Source organism: Porphyromonas sp. C0026D3, assembly GCF_056590775.1.
Genome location: NZ_JBWPWU010000007.1, coordinates 1 through 16693, shown reverse-complemented (window position 1 = coordinate 16693; position 16693 = coordinate 1). Strand labels below are relative to the sequence as shown.

Annotated in this window: 15 protein-coding genes and 1 tRNA gene; 2 read left to right on the top strand and 14 right to left on the bottom strand. The window is 55.3% G+C overall.

Annotation, left to right across the window (positions count from 1 at the left end; translation table 11 throughout):
* Positions 1-249: 249 nt before the first annotated feature.
* The 6 genes from AC1EK1_RS06625 to AC1EK1_RS06600 all read right to left on the bottom strand — a co-directional run bounded on the left by AC1EK1_RS06625 (position 250) and on the right by AC1EK1_RS06600 (position 6922).
* Positions 250-3096, bottom strand: a complete 2847-nt coding sequence (locus AC1EK1_RS06625; RefSeq protein ID WP_480306296.1) for a M16 family metallopeptidase — start codon at positions 3094-3096, stop codon at positions 250-252.
* Between the two features lie 114 nt (positions 3097-3210).
* Positions 3211-3924 carry a metal ABC transporter ATP-binding protein gene (locus AC1EK1_RS06620; RefSeq protein WP_480306295.1) on the bottom strand — a complete coding sequence of 238 codons (714 nt, stop codon included), beginning with the start codon at positions 3922-3924 and terminating at the stop codon, positions 3211-3213.
* The gene (locus AC1EK1_RS06615; protein ID WP_480306294.1) at positions 3921-4802 is read right to left on the bottom strand and encodes a metal ABC transporter solute-binding protein, Zn/Mn family; all 882 of its coding nucleotides are present in this window, start codon (positions 4800-4802) and stop codon (positions 3921-3923) included. The genes AC1EK1_RS06620 and AC1EK1_RS06615 overlap by 4 nt, the downstream gene beginning before the upstream one ends.
* On the bottom strand, positions 4799-5767 hold the full coding sequence (locus AC1EK1_RS06610) for a calcium/sodium antiporter (protein ID WP_480306293.1): 969 nt from the start codon (positions 5765-5767) through the stop codon (positions 4799-4801). The genes AC1EK1_RS06615 and AC1EK1_RS06610 overlap by 4 nt, the downstream gene beginning before the upstream one ends.
* Entirely contained in the window at positions 5757-6353 is a 597-nt protein-coding gene (locus AC1EK1_RS06605; RefSeq protein ID WP_480306292.1) for a histidine phosphatase family protein, read from the bottom strand. Before AC1EK1_RS06605 ends, AC1EK1_RS06610 begins: the two co-directional genes overlap by 11 nt.
* A 116-nt stretch (positions 6354-6469) precedes the next feature.
* Positions 6470-6922 (bottom strand): copper resistance protein NlpE, encoded by a 453-nt coding sequence (locus tag AC1EK1_RS06600; protein WP_480306291.1) that lies wholly within the window; start codon positions 6920-6922, stop codon positions 6470-6472.
* A 117-nt stretch (positions 6923-7039) separates the two neighbouring features.
* On the opposite strand from AC1EK1_RS06600, the gene smpB reads away from it, so the two are divergent.
* Complete coding sequence (smpB, locus tag AC1EK1_RS06595) at positions 7040-7513, top strand: SsrA-binding protein SmpB (RefSeq protein WP_480306289.1); 474 nt, start codon at positions 7040-7042, stop codon at positions 7511-7513.
* Between the two features lie 98 nt (positions 7514-7611).
* Positions 7612-7684 (top strand) — tRNA-Phe (locus AC1EK1_RS06590).
* Between the two features lie 580 nt (positions 7685-8264).
* Here AC1EK1_RS06590 and AC1EK1_RS06585 read toward each other — a convergent pair.
* The 8 genes from AC1EK1_RS06585 to ileS form a co-directional block, all read right to left on the bottom strand.
* A complete protein-coding gene (locus tag AC1EK1_RS06585) occupies positions 8265-8954 on the bottom strand; it encodes a GNA1162 family protein (protein WP_480306287.1) in 690 nt (229 codons plus the stop codon).
* The gene (locus tag AC1EK1_RS06580) at positions 8951-9304 is read right to left on the bottom strand and encodes a DUF4810 domain-containing protein (protein WP_480306286.1); all 354 of its coding nucleotides are present in this window, start codon (positions 9302-9304) and stop codon (positions 8951-8953) included. The genes AC1EK1_RS06585 and AC1EK1_RS06580 overlap by 4 nt, the downstream gene beginning before the upstream one ends.
* A gap of 33 nt (positions 9305-9337) precedes the next feature.
* A complete protein-coding gene (locus tag AC1EK1_RS06575; protein ID WP_480306285.1) occupies positions 9338-9682 on the bottom strand; it encodes a hypothetical protein in 345 nt (114 codons plus the stop codon).
* A 15-nt stretch (positions 9683-9697) separates the two neighbouring features.
* Positions 9698-10549 (bottom strand): CsgG/HfaB family protein, encoded by an 852-nt coding sequence (locus AC1EK1_RS06570; protein ID WP_480306437.1) that lies wholly within the window; start codon positions 10547-10549, stop codon positions 9698-9700.
* A gap of 166 nt (positions 10550-10715) precedes the next feature.
* On the bottom strand, positions 10716-11543 hold the full coding sequence (locus AC1EK1_RS06565) for a DUF4296 domain-containing protein (protein ID WP_480306284.1): 828 nt from the start codon (positions 11541-11543) through the stop codon (positions 10716-10718).
* Positions 11530-12180 carry a lipoprotein signal peptidase gene (locus AC1EK1_RS06560; RefSeq protein ID WP_480306436.1) on the bottom strand — a complete coding sequence of 217 codons (651 nt, stop codon included), beginning with the start codon at positions 12178-12180 and terminating at the stop codon, positions 11530-11532. The genes AC1EK1_RS06565 and AC1EK1_RS06560 overlap by 14 nt, the downstream gene beginning before the upstream one ends.
* 62 nt (positions 12181-12242) lie before the next feature.
* A complete protein-coding gene (locus tag AC1EK1_RS06555; protein WP_480306283.1) occupies positions 12243-12620 on the bottom strand; it encodes a TraR/DksA family transcriptional regulator in 378 nt (125 codons plus the stop codon).
* Positions 12621-12634: 14 nt separating this feature from the next.
* Positions 12635-16036, bottom strand: coding sequence for an isoleucine--tRNA ligase (gene ileS / locus AC1EK1_RS06550; RefSeq protein ID WP_480306282.1), 3402 nt, complete (start codon positions 16034-16036; stop codon positions 12635-12637).
* Positions 16037-16693: the final 657 nt, after the last annotated feature.

Here is a 16693-nt window from a genome sequence, read left to right as displayed (position 1 = left end):
TTGCTTCTATCCGCGAAAAGTTTCGCTTCTATCCGTGAAAAGTTTCGCTTCTATCCGTGAAACTCGAGGTTCCTTGTAAGTGGTTGATTATCAATGTCCCAAAAATGGGCCTTTTTGCGCCCCAAATCGGCTCTTTTTCGTCCTCTTTTTCGTCCTCTTTTTCGGGATGAGCTGTGGGCACAAAACAAAAGCGGGTGTGCCAAAACTGTCTTTGGCACACCCGCTTTTCGTAGTTTGTCTCGGGGTGGGTCAGGCCGCATCGGGCTTTCCGGAGGCGATCATCTCGAAGTATTGGTCCTTGGACAGGATCTGTGCGAGGTAGTCGCGTATCTCCTCTGCCGTGATGCTGTGGAGTGTCCGGAGGTAGGTGTCGTGTGTCTCTTCGCCCCAGATGACCTTGTCGTAGAGCAGTCCGGCCCAGTAGCCGTTGGTCTCGAGTGCTTCGGTGTGGCTCTTTTCGCGGTTGAGGACTGCTTTTTTGAAGTAGTCTTCATCGATGCCGTTTTGGGCCATTTCCCGGAGCTGTTTTTTGATGATGTCATTGAGACGTTCTGCCTCTTTTGGGCTCGTTTTGTACATGATCATGAGGGAGCGTTGGCCTAGCGGTAGTCGATCCACATCTCCCATGACGCCTACACCGTAGGTGCCACCCTCGTCTTCGCGGATGGAGACGTGGAAGGCTTGGTTGAGGACATCGGTCAGCAGTCCCATGATTAGTCTCTCTCGGAGGTTGTAGGCTCCTTGTCCGGCGTAGAGGTCTATGACGGAGGCGGTGGGGGTGTCCATCTTGAAGTCAAAGTGGCTGACTCTGCCCTTGGGCGCATGGCTGAGGACCTTGGTGAGGTCGGGGGTCTCTACGCGCTTGGTGGAGGGTAGTGTACCGAGGTACTGTGCCACTAGTGGCTTGACGGTCTCGGGGTCAAAGTCTCCACTGATGAAGAAGGTGAAGTCATCCGCATTGGCAAAACGCTCGCGGTAGATCTCGAGGATCCGGCTGTAGTTGATGGCTTTTGTCTCCTCTTCGGTGAGGTATTTTGCCATCACTTGGTTGTCACCGTAGATGAGTGAGGATATGCTGTCCTGCATGACGGTGGCCATGGGGTTGGCCTTGCCGGCTCGGATCTTGGCGATCATGCGGTCCTGGACATTGCGGAAGAGGGTGGTGTCGGCTCGGACATCGGTCATGGCAAGGTAGGCGAGCTGGAGCATAGTCTCGATGTCGGCGGTGCTGGAGGATCCGCTGACACGCTCGGTGGTGGTGGTCACGGTCGTGCTGATAGATGCGGCTTTGCCGGCAAGTATGCGGCTGAGCTGGATGGGGTCGTGTGCGCCGAGACCGCCGACCGTGGCATAGCTGGGTAGGGCTCGGAGGTCGATGCTCTCCTTGGTCTCATCGTAGAGTGAGGTACCGCCGGGGCTGACTCCGACTAGGGAGACTTGGTTTTTTTCGTGGGTCTGTGGTTGGAGGTAGACTTTCACGCCATTGCTGAGGTGGAGTAGGGTGGAGCCGTAGGGTTGGTTTTCCTCTACCTGTGTGATGGTGCCACCTGTGGGGTGCTCTGCCAGGAGGTCTTGGGCGATGGCCTGCTCCTTGTAGGGCTCTACCTTTTGTTGCATGGCGGTGTCGTACTCTTGGAGGAGCTGACGATCGGTGGGGTAGGTGAGGTCGTCGGCTTTGGGTGCCATGAGGTAGAGCGTGAGGTTATTGCCACAGTTGAGGACTAGGCTCTTGAGTGCTTGGTTGATGCTCTCTACCGAGATTTGCTGGGCCATCTTGTTGGCCCACTCGTACTCGACCTCGATGCCGGGGATGTATCCCCCTTGTGTGAAAAATGTCGCATACTCATCGGCATAGTCACCGTTTTCGCGGCTCTCCTTGCTTTTGAGGCTGTTTTCGAGCATGGATAGATAGTTGGTGCAGACCAGTCGGTATTCGCTGTCGGAGAATCCATAGAGTGCCGCTTGCTTGAGAGTTAGCAGTGCCGCATCCATTGCGGGCTTGTACTTGCCTTTGTCGGCATTCACTTGCAGGGCTAGCGCATCTCTGGTGAGGGCTACAAAGTAGGGCTCGTAGCTGAGCGTGGTACTGAGGTAGGGACAGCCCGGCTTCATGGCCTCCTCTGCAAAGCGTTGGTTCATCATGGCGGAGAGCATGGTCATGACGTAGTTGTTGACCATGTACATTGGAGTGTTTCGCTCCATGATGGGCCAGGCTTTGCTGCTGTATAGTGCGGTGACGGAGGTGCCTACGATCTCCGGGTCGGTGGCTACTATGCTGATGGGTTCGGCTTGGTCGGGGACTTCGGGATATACTCTCTCGGGGCGGTTGGGGTCGAGCCGGATGGGGCCAAAGAGCTCTTTGATCTTGGCCTCGACTGCGTCGACATCGATATCTCCGACGACGATGATCCCTTGGAGGTCGGGGCGATACCAGCGGTGGTAGTAGTCTCGGAGGGTCTGGTGGTCAAAGTTGAGGACCACGTCCATGCTGCCTATGGGCATGCGTTTGCCGTAGCGTTGATCGCCGGGAAATCCGCGTCGCATGACTTCTGTCATTGCACGCAAGCCTCCGTTGTCTCTCGACCGCCACTCCTCGTGGATCACTCCCCTCTCCTTGTCGATCTCGTCTCCGTCGAGCGAGATGGCTGTGCTCCAGTCGTGGAGGATGAGGAGGCAGGAGTCTACCATCGACTTGCGGGCCGATGGAGCATTCATGATCATGTACACGGTCTCGTCAAAGGCGGTGAAGGCGTTGAGGTTTTCTCCAAACTTGATCCCATTTCCTTCCAAGTAATTGATGAGGGATTTGCCGGGGAAGTTTTTGGTACCGTTGAACGCCATGTGCTCCAGGAAGTGTGCCAGTCCGGACTGGGTGTCCTCCTCTTGCATGGAGCCGACGCGCTGTGCGATGAGGAAGTGTGCGCGCTGTGCGGGCTTTTCGTTGTGGCGGATGATGTAGGTGAGTCCGTTGTCCAGCCGTCCCATGCGTACTGCCGGATCGATGGGAAGGGGTTGGAGTAAGGGGTCTTGTGCGCCGGCACTGAGTGCAAAAAGGGCACAGCCTATCGCTACTAGGGTCTGAAGTCGCTTGTGCATAGTGGTTGGTTTGTTATTGAAGTGGTGCTTTTGTTGTCCGAGTGGACAAGTTACGTTTTTTCTTTGAAAAAGAAAGCCCGCTTGTCTCGTAGGGAGTGATGCGTGTGGTGCGCCCTACTCGTGATCGGCTAGGCGGAGGTAGGGTAGTGCGTTGGCGTCGGAGCAGGCGGCGCATACAGCGTCGATCCCCTCGTGAATGTGTAGAGCGCGATTGACGCAGAAGAGCCGACGGACCATCCTGCTGAGGGTGCCTATGTCGTGCGATACGATGATGATGGCGGTCTCGTGATTGACTTGTGGGAGGATTTGGTAGAGGCGGTTTTCGAAGCCTTTGTCGACATAGGTGTTGGGCTCATCGAGGATTAGCACATCCGGCTTGCTCACGAGTGCACGCCCGAGTAGGACACGCTGGAGCTGTCCGCCGGAGAGTGCACCGATCTCGGTGCCGGCGTAGTCGGACATACCCACTTGGTCGAGGATCTCCATGGCTTGCGTATGATCCGCCTTGGTGAAGCGTAGTTTCCCTGCTCGCATCAGCCCACTCTCCACTGTTTTTAGGACGGTGATCGGGAACTTGCTGTCTACTTTGCTCTGCTGTGGCACATAGCCCATCCCAATCGGTCCGGAGGGGTAGTGGATCTGTCCACGTAGGGGCTTGAGCAGTCCCAGAAGTGAGCGCATCAGGGTTGTTTTGCCCCCTCCATTGGGGCCGATTACTCCCACGAAGTCGAGCGGATAGATGCTGAAGCTCAAGTCCGATAAGATAGGTGGCTGCGAGCGATCGTAGCCAAGCGTAAGGTCTGTGGCGGTGATCAGTGGTGCGCTCATGGTTGCTTGGTGGCTGCTTCTGTGGGCGTGCTGAGGGCGTCGAGTAGGTGAGCCATCTCTGCCATCCAGTCGGGGTTGTTGGGGTTGATTTGGACTGAGGGGATTCCGAGCTCCTGTGCCACCGTCAGGGCACTGCGTCGGTCGTACTCCTGCTGTACCAGGACGGCACGTGCATGATGGTCACGAGCGGTGTCGATGAGCGTCGCCAGCTGGCGCGGAGTGGGGCTCTTGCCATCCTGCTCAATCACCAACTGGGTCAGCCCCATCTCCTCACTGTACTGCGTGAGTGAGGGGTGATAGACGACAAAAGCCACGCTCACCCCTTGGGCTTCAAAGTATTGGCGAGCAGTCTCCCGAGCGGTCTCGATCTTGTGGATCAGTCGGGTGTAGTTTTGCTCAAAGGTGCTTCGGCGGTCGGGAAAGGCGGTGCACAGTGCTTGATAGGTCACTTCTGCGATGGCCATACCGCCCCTATAGGAGGACCAGTAGTGTGGGTCACCGTGTGGGTGTGCGTGCTGCTCCTCGGCGTCTGTGTGGGTATGGATGAGGTCGTTTGGCACGGAGTCGGCGAGGTTTACCGGCGTTGGACCATTTGCGGTGAGTACATCGATCCACTTGCTCTCGTAGGGCAATGTTCCGAGGTAGATATACACTCTTGCACTCTCCAGTCGGGCGATGTCCTGTGGCGTGGGGTCGTATAGCTCGGGGTTGCTGCCGGGTGGTACCATTATCTGCGTCTGTACTGTACCACCGGATATCTGGTCTACGAACCACGCTTGGGGTGCCACGCTGACAGCGACGGTCTCGGGTGTAGTCCGGTCCGTTGTGCCACAAGCCGTGAAAAGAAGCAGGGAGAGTAGGGTCAGTGTCTTTTTCATGCGCTGATGATCAAATAGGTATTGTAGGCGACAAATAGGAGGAGCATCCCCAGCCCTTCTCCCCGTGTGATGCGGTTGCCACTACCCACCCACCGTGCGACGATCAGGGTCAGAAGCACAGCGGCGAGTTGCATGAAAAGGTCTAGGTAGGTAAAGTCCAGATCCGGCATTGGACGTGCCACACCGGCGACTCCGAGTACAAAAAAGATGTTGAAGACATTGCTACCCACCACATTTCCGATTGCGATGCCCACGTTTTTCTTGAAAGCCGCCACCACCGATGTGGCCAGCTCCGGTAGGGAGGTGCCCCAGGCGACCAGTGTGAGGCCGATGAGTGTTTCGCTCACGCCGAGGGACTTGGCTATGTTGGATGAGTAGGTCACGAATAGCTGTCCTCCGTACACTAGGGCGATCAATCCGCCAATGATGAAAGCGACATCCAGCCAAAGTGCTCGCTTGGGGTCCACCATCCCCTCCTCTACCAAAGCCTGGCGACCACGGTGTGCCATCACAATCGTGTAGAGGAGGAAAAGCAGGCCCAGTAGGAGTAGCAGGAGAGCCTCCACGCGGGTAATGTTTGCCGGTGTGCCATCCAGCGCTTGATCCGAGAGGATGAGGGTGAGCACGACTGCTGCAAATACGGCTATGGGGAGGTCGTAGTTGCGTGAGTTGCGATCCACGGGCAGGGGGGCTATGAGTGCGGAGGCACCTAGCACAGCGAGGATGTTGAAGATATTGCTGCCGATGACATTGCCGACCGCTATCCCTGAGGCGGACTGGGTGCTGGCTATCAGGCTGACCGTCAGCTCAGGTGCGCTTGTCCCAAAGGCGACGATTGTCAGCCCCACGATGAGCTCCGGTATCCGAAACCGTGTGGCGATCGACGCCGCCCCTTCGGTCAGGTAGTTGGCACCTGCCACCACCAGGGTCACCCCCACAACCACCAATAGTAAATCAATCAACATGGAGCTCGTCGAGTGTGGGGAGTTGTAGCCCGATGGGGTATTCGAGAGTGGTCACGGAGCCGTAGTCCGGCAGGTGTACAAAGAGATGCTCCAGGTCCACCAGTCCGTGCATGAAGCGGGCAGAGTTGATCACCCCTCCGTGACAAAAGACGGCTATCCGCTCAGCCTTGGTCGCTTGGAGTGCTTGGATGAAGTCGTGCACACGGCCGACAAAGGTGCGCAGGGTCTCTCCCTTGGGTGGGTGGGCCATGCCGAGGTGTGTGGCATAGCCGATCATGTCCAGCCCCTCAGGCAACGACAGGGTCGGGATGATCTTATCCCATGTGGCCATCTCCCACTCTCCAAAGTTGCGCTCCTGTATTCGGGCGTCTGTGATGGGCGAAAAGCCACAATACTTTGCCAGATTGTGTGCCCTACTCAGTGGACTCGAGTAGACAGCGTCGTACCGGCGTCCCCTGATGCGTTCGCCGACCTGTGCCGCCTCTACCTCAAAGGATTCGGCCACACTCACATCGGTCTGTCCGTAACAGATGTCGGTACCTGTCACTTCGAGCGAAGTGTGCCGTATCCAGTCTATGATTTGCATACGTGTATATCCTTAGTGTGTTTTGGTTATCCCCACAAAGATACTCAAAAAAAGGTGTCAGAGCCGACAGGCTCTGGCACCTTTTCATTGATCTGTATGGGCCCGATGGCTTCGGATCAGTTTGCCTTCTTCATTAGGCGGTACATCTCCTCATTCTCAGGCTTGTTGCCCTCAGCGTCGAGCATCAGGACAGAAGTACCCTCGTACAAAAACTTGGTGACGTTGCCATTGGTGGCTGTCAGAGTGATGACCTTGCTTTCAGGCTCGACGGTGAATGCCCCTTCGCTGGTCTCAAGGGCGCCCTCGCCTTGGTTGGCGGCCTGAGTGAATACAAAGGTGCTGTCGCCCTTTAGCTCAAGGGTGCTGCTGAATCCTGCCCCATCGGCCTGTGCGAGAGTACCCTCATAGGTGCCTACCCACTCGGCTACATTTGCCACGTCGGAGCGAAGCTCGGACATCTCTTGTGCGGCTTCGGCTTCAGTCTGGTCGGAGTCACTCTTTTTGCTGTCGCATGCTGCGAATGCTATGCCCGCAACAAGTGCCACGGATAGTAAAATTGTCTTTTTCATCTCTTGAATCCTTTCTAAATAAAATGAGAATATCAATCTTTTCGGGTGCAAAGGTACCTAAAAAATAAATACACAGTATTTTTTGGCACTTTTTTGTTTACCTTTGTAGGCAAAGATATGGCCAAGAAAAAGGATGACAATAGGCGCGTCCTGATCAAAAACAAGCGCGCCACCTACGACTACGAGATACTCGAGACCTTTACTGCCGGACTGGTGCTCTACGGCACCGAGATCAAGTCCATCCGGCAGGGCAAGGCGTCTCTGGTGGATACCTTTTGTCTCGTGAGCAAAGGCGAAGTGTGGGTGAAAAACATGCACATAGCCGAGTACTTCTTCGGGAGCTACAACAACCATGTCCCCCGTCGCGACCGCAAGCTCCTACTCACCAAGCGTGAGATCCGCAAGCTCCTCGAGGCCTCCAAGGATGTGGGCCTCACCATCGTGCCACTCAAGCTCTTTGTGAACAACAAGGGGCTCGCCAAGCTCGACATTGCCATCGCAAAAGGTAAGAAAGAGTACGACAAGCGAAACGCCATCCGTGACCGTGAGCTGAAGCGTGAGGTGAGCGATGCGAAAAAAATACGCTGGTGACTTGTTGGTTGTTTGAAATATTTGTGTTACCTTTGCAGAGCAAAACTCAACAACCGCCCCTCCCATGAGAGTTCTCGGAGCGTTGAGTGACAAATAAAGGCGCCATAGCTCAGTTGGTAGAGCAGCGGACTGAAAATCCGTGTGTCCCCGGTTCAAATCCTGGTGGTGCCACTTTCCCTCCCCCCTGAAGCCCCATGTGCCACCTAATTTTGGTGCCGTGGGGCTTCTCTCTTTTCCCCCTCCTGCTGTACTTGGTCTCTCCCCCGATGGTGCTCTTTCGCTCCCGTGTGGTTTCTCTCCGAGGTGCCGTGGTGCTCCACACTCTGTGCGGTCGATCTGTTTTTTTTGTGATCGAAAGCCCTTCCAAAAAAGCGGTGAAAAAGCGGTGAGGTTTGGGGCCAAAAAAGCACTTTCCGGAAGCAATGATAATCAAATGCTTACAAGGAGCTTTGAGTTTCACGGATAGAAGCAAACCTTTTCGCGGATAGAAGCGAACGTTTTCACGGATAGTAGCGATCGGCTTCACGGATAGAAGAAAAAGGATGGTCCGAAATCCCCTCCTCTTTTTGCCCCTTTTTTGGAAGGGCTTTCGATCACAAAAAAAACAGATCGACCGCACAGAGTGTGGAGCACCACGGCACCTCGGAGAGAAACCATACGGTGGCGAAAAAAAGAGAGTCGCCCCCTATCCATCGGAGAGGGGGCGACTCTGATGAGTGTCGTCGTGGAGAGCTGTTAGCTCCTGTGGCGATCAGCGTACTTTGCCTTTCAGGTCTTGTGGTCCGGCCTCTGTTTTCTGATCCTTATCATAGAGAGGACTATACTTGCCGTTGGGCAGGTCGGATAGGACGAAGGCATTGGCGCGACGTGCTCCGACGACGTGGTCGGTCATGGCGGTTACGACGGAGTTGACCACGAGGTTGAGCAATGCGTTGTCGCTCGATACGGCAGAGCAGTCTACAGTGAGGTCAGCTGACCTGCGGAAGAGTGTCTTGTTGTCTTTGGTGGACTTGAGGATGTACTCGATCTCTACATCAATGGTCGAGAGGAGAGACATCTTTTGCCACTTCTTGATGACGGTGAAGAGTACGGCATCGGCTGTGAATACCTGCCTGAATGGCTGGAGGTTGCCCTCTATGAACAACTCGGCATCATCTGCACTCTCGCTTTGCAGCAGCTCTTGTGCGAGGATGGGTGAGAAGACGTAGTAGCCTTGCTCGAGGAGTGGGTGGTAGAGTGAGGCGTAGACGGCTTCTTTGGCCTCGACTTTGTTGGTCTTGTTGATGGGTGGCATCACGAGTATGCTCACCGGTTTTTGGGCATAGAGTTCGGGATAGGCTTGCTCCTTTAGGAGACTTTTATTGAGACCGCACGAGGTGAGCAAAAGGGCTACACCTAGGATCGAGAGTGTGCTTAGTAGGAGGGATTTGGTCGTTTTCATTTCTCAAACTGCTTGATGATTCGTGTGATAAATACCTCGCTCTCGGGATAGAGCTCTACCTCTTTTTTGAGCAGTGCCAGTCCTTCTTCTCTCTTGTCCATCTTGAGCAGAAGGTAGCCATACTCGGCACAGATACCGGGCTGGATTGCTTTTCGGGTGCCTCCGGGGTGGTTGATCAGTTTTTCGTACATTGCGATGAGGGCTTTTTCGCTCTTTGGGGTACGGTCTTTGGTGTAGGCGTGGACGGCGTCATCGTAGTTGTACCACGAGTAGAGCGTCCGAGTGGTTCCGCAACCACAGAGTAGGAGTGTGATGGCTGTGGAGAGTAGGATTTTGGTTGTTGTTTTCATGATGCGTTGTTGCTATCGGTTGGGTAGATATGCTCAGTGAAGCTCGATGACCTTGGTCTTCCTAGTGGATAGGAATATTTTGGTATTGTAGAGCACATTGCCGGCTTTGTCGGTGATTCGGATGGTGTAGGTGCCGGGCTTGAGGATGAGGTGTGGCTTGGCAGCGGCCACTTTTTTAGTGCTGAGGACGATCACCTCCTGTGGGTTTTGTCCGTCGATGGTGACTTGGACGGAGGTCTTGATGATTGCGGGGTTGTCGCTGGCTACCTTCACAAACGCTTCGTCGGTAAACCCTCCTGTGGCGCTATTGACCGTACCACAGGCGGTGAGCAGTGCCGCAAGGCCGAGAAAGAATAGGAGTAGGGTTGTTTTTTTCATGACGATACTTGGGCGTTACTTGATTTCTTGTATGTAGTACTTGGATAGGTCGGCGGGGTCGATGGATCCTTCAACGACAGTGACGATCGAAAACTCCGTGAGTGGGGTGTCTCCGAGTGTCGCATCGATCACGATGGCTCCCACGCGCTTGCCGGGTAGCTCTATCTCAACTCCGGTCTGTGGGTTTTTGACAGTCTTGCCTTTGACGTAGATGTCGAATCTGTCTCCGGCCATGAGTCCTTGTGAGGCACCGCCTGCTATGACTGTGGCATCGCTGTCCATGGAGATGATGTAGGTGCGCCACGGCTTGTCGGTGCATTTGTTGATGATGTTTTCTACCATTTGGTCTATCGCAGCCGAGATGGCTTTGTCACCCAGTGAAGCATCGTAGCCACTCTTGCCTCCCAGTCCGAGTGTGCTCTTGGTGACGGAGTTGGCGTAGCCTTTTGCCTCCTCGGAGTAGGTGGCTATGCCGGTGGAGACGTCTACCAGTCTGAGGCTGACTGCAGCCTCGACTTGCTGGGTCTTTTCGCTGGTGAAGACTCCGTCCTGACCGGTGGTTTTGCGACCAAACTCTGTGACGGAGCCCAGGATGACGTAGTCGGCTTTTACTTGGCTTTTGCCTTTGCCGTCCTCAACCTCCTTGGCGAGTGCATCGGCATCTGAGCGCTCGAGGAGGATAAACTTATTGGAAGCCACCAGTTTGGCGGCGAGGATGTCCATGGCTTGCTTGGCTATGGGGTCGTTTTCACGGTCGTAAAAGATCCCTTTGCCGTACTGTGTTTCGTTGGAGAAGCGTGCGATGGCTACTTTCCACTTGAGGGAGCGCTCCGGCTTTGCCTGGCCAAAGACCGGCTGAGCGAGCATGAGCAGTGTGGCGCTGAGCACCAGGGAGAGATTGAGTCGTGATAATTTCATCATTATGTGAGGTTTAGTGATTGTTTTGATTTGAGACAAAGATAGTGAAAAAAAGAATACAGTGTATGATCTGTCTCCTTTTTTGCTTATCGGTCATTTAGTGGGGGGGGAAAAGTTACTCGTCGGGGGAGTCTGTCTCGTCGGTGGGGTCGACGATGTGGGTGGTGTCTCCGGGAAGCACTGTCGGCTCTCGGAGGGTCAGGGTGAGGCTGTCGATGAGGGTGTGGGGATGCGGGGGATCTCTCCGACTGAGATATAGGAGCTGTAGTAGCAGGGTGGCCTGTGGTGGCAGGCTGTCGGGTAGGACAAATGCCTGGCTGTAGTGGGTGCTACCTATGGGTACGCTCCGGCGGGTGCGGTGGATGAGATGGTCGGTGCTGTCTTTTACGAAAAGTGCAAAGTGTAGCTCTTGCAGACTGTCCAAGGGTGTGAGCCTGAGCCGTAGGTCGAGTGTGTCTCCGGTCGTGGGGACGCTGAGCGACTGGGTGAGGATGCAGAGCTTTTTGTCACTCGGGAGGAGCAGGCGTGAGGGGTTGGTCCAGAGGCTGACCGGTGCTTGGTAGCGGATCCTAAAGAGTCGCGTGGAGTCTACGATGGCACTGTCGAGCGCTGTGGCTTGGCTCTGAAACTCGGTGATGAGCTCGGAGTAGATGCTGTTGAGTATCGGGGAGTTTTTGGAGTACCATACGAGAGAAGAGTCGTAGTCGGCGCGTGTGATGTGGTGCTTTTGGTAGACGGACTCGTAGTAGAGTGCTCGGATGGAGTCGGGGAGGTAGTTGTTGTCCAAATAGGTCTCGGTGAGTATGAGGTCTCGAGTGAGGTCCCTCATGCGGTCTCTGGAGAGGACATTGGAGGGGCGTACCTGGCACTGGATGAGGAGTAGGACCAATAGCAGGAGCGTCAAGAGCTGTTGCGCTGGTGCGAGGAGGCTAGATCGCTTCATCTGTGGGGGGCTCCCGGTGTGCCGAGGGCTCTTGGTGCCGGTGTGGCGTATTGAGAAGGGCGGAGAAGGAGTGGCTGTAAAATAGGAGCAGGCAGATCACCCCTACCGATATGCAGGCATCCGCAAAGTTGAAGATCGGCTGAAAGAATACCCACTCATCGCCACCCACCCAGGGTACCCACGTGGGCCATGTGGTGTTGATGATGGGAAAGTAAAGCATATCGACCACTTTGCCATGAAGCCAGCCGGCGTATCCTCCATCCGATGGAAAGAGGGTCGCCACTTGTCCGGTGCTGTGGCTGAATATCTGACCGTAAAAGATGGAGTCAATGATATTGCCCACCGCACCGGCCAGGATCGCTGCAATGCAACCCAAAAAACCGACTCCGTAGCTGCGTGATGCGACTTTCCAGAGCAGGTAGGCTAGGTAGAGGCTCGCAACGATGCGGAAGACGGTGAGGAAGCCTTTGCTGAAGACTTCCCACCCAAATGCCATGCCAGGGTTTTCGGTGAAGTAGATGTAGAACCAGTCGGTCACCTGTATGCTCTCCCCAAGCATCATATTGAGCTTGACGGCAAACTTGATGGCCTGGTCTGCCACCAAGAGCAACAGCACGAATGTGGACGCCATGAGCATGCGCTCTGTGGTGTCTTTTTTGCTGAGTCGGTGGATGTCGGGGTGCGTTGGTTGCTGTTGGCTCACTTGTATCCTGCCTTTTTGGCTTCTATACTGAGGGTGGCGTGGGGGACAGCGCGCAGTCGCTCCTTGGGGATCAGCTTGCCTGTCGCACGACAGATGCCGTAGGACTTGTTTTCGATGCGAACGAGTGCGGCCTCGAGGTTTTGGATGAACTTTCGCTGGCGTGCCGCACTGGCGGCTGTCTCTTGCTTGGCAAGCAGGGTTGCGGACTCTCCGAGGTTTTTGTAGGTCGGCATGGTGTCCGTGATGTCGTTGCCATCGTGGGAGTCCATGCTGGCAAGCAGGATATTGTAGTTTTTGCGTGCTTTCTCGAGTTTCTTGTTGATGATCTGGCGAAACTCTTCTAGCTCTTCGTCACTATATCTGTTCTTTTCCATGTCTCAATAGGTGGTTAGTTGATCTTGCTAATCTCTACAGGAATGTTTAGGTCTTGGTCTAGGTCTAGGCATTTGTCGGACTTGAGTCCGTCGACCTCGATGAGCTCGGGTGCCTGTACTTGTGTCTGTATGTAGTGGGCATGTTGGCTCAGTACTTGGTGGATGATGGGGTGGGCTTGGAGCCGGACTTTTACCTTGTCGACGACGTCAAGTCCTTCGGACTTCCGGAGGTTTTGGATGCGGTTGACGAGTTCGCGGGCATAGCCCTCCAGCTTTAGCTCCTCTGTGATGGTTTCATCCAGTGCGACGGTGATATTGCCGTCGTTTTGGACCAGCCATCCGGGGACATCCTCCGAGATGATCTCCACGCAGTCGAGGGTGATGGCATGGCTGTCGTAGGGGATGCTTCCTTGGGTCTCCAGGGTGTTGATGGTCGCTTGATCCAGGTCGGCGAGATAGGTGGCCACAGCCTTCATCTCCTTGCCAAATATGGGGCCTAGCTTTTTGAAGTTGGGCTTCACTCGCTTGACTACCAGTCCGGCATCACTTGTCGCAAAGATCAGCTCCTTCACGTTAACTTCGTTTAGGATAAGGTCTTGTACGTGTGCGATGGCCTTTTTGGCACTTTCGTCGGAGGTGAGTACGAGGATCTTCTGGAGGGGTTGGCGCACTTTGGTGTCCATTTTGCGTCGGAGGGCGAGCACCATACTGGAGAGCTCCTGTGCGTAGCGCATAGCCTCCTCCAGCGGAAGGTTGCTCCACTGAGGGTCGGCCACAGGGTAGTCGGCCAGGTGCACACTTCGGTCTGTGCCGGTGAGGTCGCGGTAGAGGCGATCGGCATAAAAGGGCGCAAAGGGTGCAATCAGTCGGGAGATGACCTCCAAGCAGGTGTACAGGGTCTCGTAGGCCGAGCGTTTGTCGTCGGACATGCCGCTGCCCCAAAAGCGTTTGCGTCCCAGTCGGACGTACCAGTTGCTGAGCTGGTCGTTGACAAAGTCATTGATCGCACGTGCCGCTTTGGTTGGCTCGTAGTCGTTGAGATCGGCTGTCACCTCATCGACCAAGCTCCCTAGTGCTGAGAGGATCCAGCGGTCCAGCTCTGGCCGTGCACTGTGTGGCATTTGCTCCGCCGCCGGGGTGTAGCCATCGAGGTTGGCGTATAGGGCAAAGAAGGAGTAGGTATTGTAGAGTGTCCCAAAAAACTTGCGGGATACCTCCTCCACGCCTACGGGGTCAAACTTGATGTTGTCCCACGGTGAGGCATTGGTGATCATGTACCAGCGCAGCGGATCGGAGCCGTTGTCTTGGATCGTCTTGAAGGGGTCTACGGTGTTGCCCAGTCGCTTGGACATTTTGTTGCCATCCTTGTCGAGGACGAGCCCATTGGAGATGACGTTCTTGAAGGCGACGCTGTCAAAGAGCATTGTGCCCAGTGCATGTAGGGTAAAGAACCACCCTCTGGTCTGGTCTACCCCCTCAGCGATGAAGTCTGCCGGGTAGTAGAGGCGCTTGTCGATCAGGTCGCGGTGCTCAAAGGGGTAGTGCAGCTGGGCATAGGGCATGGCACCGGAGTCGAACCATACGTCGATCAGGTCGGACTCTCGATACATCGGGCGACCATCGGTGGCCGTGAGGATGATGTCGTCCACATAGGGGCGGTGGAGGTCGATGCGATCGTAGTTGGCTTTGGAGTAATCTCCGGGGACAAAGTCGCTCCAGGGGTTGGACTGCATGTTTCCGGCCTCTACCGAGCGGTGGATCTCGGTCATCAGCTCCTCCAGGGAGCCGATGCACTTCTCCTCCTTGCCATCCTCGGTGCGCCATATAGGCAGCGGGGTACCCCAGTAGCGGGAGCGACTGAGGTTCCAGTCCTGTAGGTTTTCGAGCCACTTGCCAAAGCGTCCGGTACCGGTGCTTGTGGGTTTCCAGCGGATAGTGTTGTTGAGCTCGATCATGCGGTCGCGCATGGCTGTGCTACGGATGAACCAACTGTCGAGCGGATAGTACAGGATAGGCTTGTCGGTACGCCAGCAGTGTGGGTAGCTGTGGGTCATCTTTTCGATCCTAAAGACCCGTCCCTGCTCTTTGAGCTGCATGCAGAGGCTGATATCCAGTGTCTCGGCATCGTCCGCCAGGGTGTCGTCGTATTGGTTTTTTACGTAGCGTCCGGCATAGCATCCGTAGGCTTGGGCGTCTATGTGTGTGGCGACAAAGTCTTGGTCCAAGTCCTCCAAGCGGTAAAACTTACCCTCCATATCCACCATGGGGCGTAGGTTGCCATCCTTGTCGAGCAACTGTAGTGGTGGAATGCCTGAGGATTGGGCCACACGGTAGTCGTCGGCACCAAAGGTGGGGGCAGTATGCACGATGCCGGTACCGTCCTCTGTGGTCACAAAGTCACCGGTGATGACCCGAAAGGCTCCCTCTCCGGGGTTGACCCACGGGAAGAGTTGCTCGTAGGTCATGCCCTCCAGTTCGTTGCCGGTCTTTCGACCCACGATACGGTAGGGCATCTGCTTGGATCCTTTTTCCGGTTGATCCATCGGAAGTTGTTCGCCGGATGGGTCGAAGTAGGTGTGCAACAGTGGCTCTGCCAGCACGACGGTGACCGGGTCGAGCGTATAGGGATTGTAGGTGCGGACAACCGCATAGGTTATCTTGGGGCCTACAGTGAGTGCAGTATTGGAGGGTAGGGTCCAGGGTGTGGTGGTCCAAGCCAGGAAGTAGGCTTGCCCCCACCCCTGCATCTCAGGGGTCGGCTCCTTCACTGCAAACATGGCGGTGCAGGTCGTGTCTTTCACATCGCGGTAGGTGCCGGGGATGTTTAGCTCGTGCGAGCTGAGTCCGGTACCCGCTGCCGGAGAGTAGGGCTGTATGGTGTAGCCTTTGTAGAGGAGGCCTTTTTGGTAGAGCTCTTTGAGGAGATGCCAGAGGGTCTCTATGTACTTGTTGTCGTAGGTGATGTAGGGGTTGTCCGTATCCACCCAGTAGCCCATCTGCTCGGTGAGTTGGGTCCACTCGTTGGTGTACTTCATCACCTCATGCTTGCAGGCGGTGTTGTACTCCTCTACCGAGATCTTGGTGCCGATGTCTGCTTTGGTGATGCCGAGTTTTTTCTCCACACCCAGCTCCACGGGCAGGCCGTGTGTGTCCCAGCCGGCTTTTCGGTCGACCAAGTACCCTTGCATGGTCTTGTATCGGCAGAAAATATCCTTGATGGTACGTGCTATGACATGGTGAATACCGGGAAGTCCGTTTGCAGAGGGGGGACCCTCATAAAACACAAAGCGTGGCGCACCCTCGCGTAGCGCAAGGGATTTTTTGAAAAGCTCCTCGCTCTTCCATGCACTCAGCATCGATTCGTTGACCTCGGGGAGGTCTAGTCCATCGTATGTTTTGAACCGTTTTTCTGTCATAGGTCTCTTGGGAGTTGTCTGAAAATATATGCGCAAAGGTACCACTTTATTACCTAACTTGGTAGGTTGTCGGCCTTTGCAGTAGAGTAGACGGTGCGAAAAACAATGGTCTCCACCCATCGCCATCCGTGGAGGCGTGCGTGCCTTTGTCGTCCGGGAGGTGTGCCAACTACCCTGATGGGGCACTTGCGAAAAAATACGCTTCGTATTTCCCTCTCGTGCGCTTGTTTTTTTCCCTTCTATCCGTCTAAGCGATCGCTTCTATCCGTGAAAACTTTTGCTTCTATCCGTGAAAAGTTTCGCTTCTATCCGTGAAACTCGAGGTCTTTTGTAAGTGTTTGATTATCAGTGTTCCTAAAAAAAGATGTTTTTTTACCCTATTTGCCGATCTGTTTTGCGACCCCTTGCTGGGTCGTGAGGGGTGGGGGTGATCGTCTTTTCCCGGGGGTCATCGTCGGGGCCTTTGCCCCTCCTCGACCACCCGGCTATGAAGGAGCGACCCCTGTCGGGGTCGGCAGGCCCATCTTTCTCGACCCTCTGTCCGATCTGTTTTGCGACCCCTTGCGGGGTCGTGAGGTGTTGGGGGTGATCGTCTTTTCCCGGGGGTCATCGTCGGGGCCTTTGCCCCTCCTCGACCACCCGGCTATGAAGGAGCGA

Excerpts from the sequence above, each read along its gene's own strand:
- ileS (WP_480306282.1), bottom strand. The coding sequence starts at position 16,036 with ATGACAGAAAAACGGTTCAAAACATACGATGGACTAGACCTCCCCGAG.
- AC1EK1_RS06610 (WP_480306293.1), bottom strand. The coding sequence starts at position 5,767 with ATGTTGATTGATTTACTATTGGTGGTTGTGGGGGTGACCCTGGTGGTG.
- AC1EK1_RS06600 (WP_480306291.1), bottom strand. The coding sequence starts at position 6,922 with ATGAAAAAGACAATTTTACTATCCGTGGCACTTGTTGCGGGCATAGCA.
- AC1EK1_RS06585 (WP_480306287.1), bottom strand. The coding sequence starts at position 8,954 with ATGAAAACGACCAAATCCCTCCTACTAAGCACACTCTCGATCCTAGGT.
- AC1EK1_RS06565 (WP_480306284.1), bottom strand. The coding sequence starts at position 11,543 with ATGAAGCGATCTAGCCTCCTCGCACCAGCGCAACAGCTCTTGACGCTC.
- AC1EK1_RS06555 (WP_480306283.1), bottom strand. The coding sequence starts at position 12,620 with ATGGAAAAGAACAGATATAGTGACGAAGAGCTAGAAGAGTTTCGCCAG.
- AC1EK1_RS06575 (WP_480306285.1), bottom strand. The coding sequence starts at position 9,682 with ATGAAAAAAACAACCCTACTCCTATTCTTTCTCGGCCTTGCGGCACTG.
- AC1EK1_RS06560 (WP_480306436.1), bottom strand. The coding sequence starts at position 12,180 with ATGCTCATGGCGTCCACATTCGTGCTGTTGCTCTTGGTGGCAGACCAG.
- AC1EK1_RS06620 (WP_480306295.1), bottom strand. The coding sequence starts at position 3,924 with ATGAGCGCACCACTGATCACCGCCACAGACCTTACGCTTGGCTACGAT.
- AC1EK1_RS06570 (WP_480306437.1), bottom strand. The coding sequence starts at position 10,549 with ATGCTCGCTCAGCCGGTCTTTGGCCAGGCAAAGCCGGAGCGCTCCCTC.
- smpB (WP_480306289.1), top strand. The coding sequence starts at position 7,040 with ATGGCCAAGAAAAAGGATGACAATAGGCGCGTCCTGATCAAAAACAAG.
- AC1EK1_RS06615 (WP_480306294.1), bottom strand. The coding sequence starts at position 4,802 with ATGAAAAAGACACTGACCCTACTCTCCCTGCTTCTTTTCACGGCTTGT.
- AC1EK1_RS06605 (WP_480306292.1), bottom strand. The coding sequence starts at position 6,353 with ATGCAAATCATAGACTGGATACGGCACACTTCGCTCGAAGTGACAGGT.
- AC1EK1_RS06580 (WP_480306286.1), bottom strand. The coding sequence starts at position 9,304 with ATGAAAACAACAACCAAAATCCTACTCTCCACAGCCATCACACTCCTA.
- AC1EK1_RS06625 (WP_480306296.1), bottom strand. The coding sequence starts at position 3,096 with ATGCACAAGCGACTTCAGACCCTAGTAGCGATAGGCTGTGCCCTTTTT.